The organism is Kitasatospora sp. NPDC057512, assembly GCF_042802135.1.
GTDB lineage: Bacteria > Actinomycetota > Actinomycetes > Streptomycetales > Streptomycetaceae > Kitasatospora.
The window spans coordinates 1-1,800 of sequence record NZ_JBHVET010001128.1 but is presented as its reverse complement, the minus strand read 5'-3'; the positions used below and the strand labels follow the sequence as shown (position 1 = coordinate 1,800).

The following is a 1,800-nucleotide window of genomic DNA, read 5'->3' as shown; positions in this document are numbered from 1 at the left end:
GCCGCCACCCGTGTGACGACGGCGCCCTCGGCGCGGTGCGGGCGGGTCAGTCCTGCGGGACGACGACCGGGGCGACCATCAGCTGCGTGCGGCGCGGGTTGGCCGTGGCGGCCGGCAGCTCGGTGCCGTAGGTCAGGACGTCCTCGGGCTTGCGGGCACCCGGGATCGTGCTGAAGTCCTCGACCGAGGCCAGCGTCGTCCGGCGCGGGTTCGCCGTGGGGCGGCAGGACAGCGTGGACTTGGTGGCGTTCTTCGCCTGGGACATCGAGAGCACCTCGTGGTCATGGCCTGGCCGACCGCGGCGGGTCGGCACCGGCCTGATGGATTCCGATTGATTCGGAGGGGTTCTGGGCAGGCTGATCGGGGCCGTGCTCCGGAGACAGCCAGGTTACGAGATCTCATTCCATAGAGACCGTGACCAAAGCTACACATTAGACTGTGATTTTGCTCACAAATTGACGAGCAAAATGCAGATATCCGACATATCGCCGCTCCGGGACTTTCCGACATTCCACCCGATAAGGGGCATTCCGGAAGGTCTGTGACTCTTCCCGATCCCGGGTCCGCTTGGCATGTATCCGGCGAGTGTCCGAAAAAGGCGGTATTCCGGTCCTGTTACCGCACAGTCCGTGAGATCGCACAAGCGGTCGGTAGCGCCGGACGCCCGGTACCTGCGGCCCTTGTTGGGATTCCCCGGCTGTGCTGGAATGCGACGGACCGTGGGTAGGGAGTGGTCCACCCCGGTGCCCGCTCTCCCGGACCGGCCGGGGGGCGGATGGAAACTCGACACCGTCCAGGCCGTGGCGACGCGGCGGGACGCCCGGTCCAGAGGTTGCGACGCCAGTGCAGGGACGTTTCAAAAGGGGTAGCGGCGCCGCGGGGAACCCGGAGTCGCGCGAGCCTGTGGCAGCCCCCCAACAGGCGGCGGCCCCCGGCGGCCCGGCCGAGCCGGTGACACCCGAGGCCCTCGGGCGGCCGGAGGAGGACGGGCAGGAGCGGAAGTCCGCCCGGGACAAACTCCGGACCTCGCTGACCAGGCGCCGCGCCACCGGTCTGAACCGGCTCGCGATGCGCAACTGGCGCATCCGCACCCGTCTGATCGCGCTGCTCGCCCTCCCCGTGCTGGTCTCGCTGGTCCTCGGTGGCCTGCGCATCCAGAGCTCGATGGAGAACTCGCAGCAACTCGCCCAGATGGCCAACCTGTCCGACCTGGCCAAGAAGGCGACCAACCTCGCGGACGCGCTGCAGACCGAGCGCGACATCAGCGCCGGCCCGATCACCCACGACCCGACCGCCCCGCTGGACGACGACATCGTCGCGGCCCGCAAGTCCACCGACGACCTGAGCCGCACCTTCACCACGTCCTCCGACCGGTTCGAGAACCTCGAACTGTCCGGCGGCAAGGCGCTGTTGCTCCAGATCCGCAAGGACCTGAACTCGATCGCGGACACCCGCAGCCTGCCGTACCAGAACAACCAGAACATCCAGTCGACGATCACCGCCTACGACGTGATCATCCGAGACCTGCTGTCCATCACCCAGGACATCGCGCTCGCGTCGAACAACAAGGACCTGGTCGTCTCCACCCGCGCGCTCCAGCAGTTCTCGCTGGCGAAGAACGCGACCTCGCAGCAGCGGGCCCTGATCAGCGCCGCGCTCGCCAACCCGAAGACCCCCGACCTCAGCCCCAGCGACGAGTCCTTCGGTATCCGTCTGCGCAGCTCGTACGACAACGCGATCGCGAGCTTCAACAACATCTACACCGCGCACGACCTGGACAACCTGCGCAGCCAGCTGAGC

Annotated in this window: 2 protein-coding genes; one reads left to right on the top strand and one right to left on the bottom strand. The window is 67.6% G+C overall.

What is annotated here, in order from left to right; all coding sequences use genetic code 11:
* Window positions 1–46 precede the first annotated feature (46 nt).
* Complete coding sequence (locus ACFU6K_RS38275; RefSeq protein ID WP_049658602.1) at window positions 47–265, bottom strand: hypothetical protein; 219 nt, start codon at window positions 263–265, stop codon at window positions 47–49.
* 638 nt (window positions 266–903) lie between these two features.
* Here ACFU6K_RS38275 and ACFU6K_RS38270 point away from each other — a divergent pair.
* On the top strand, window positions 904–1,800 hold an 897-nt coding region (locus ACFU6K_RS38270; protein WP_380671170.1), incomplete at its 3' end, for a nitrate- and nitrite sensing domain-containing protein.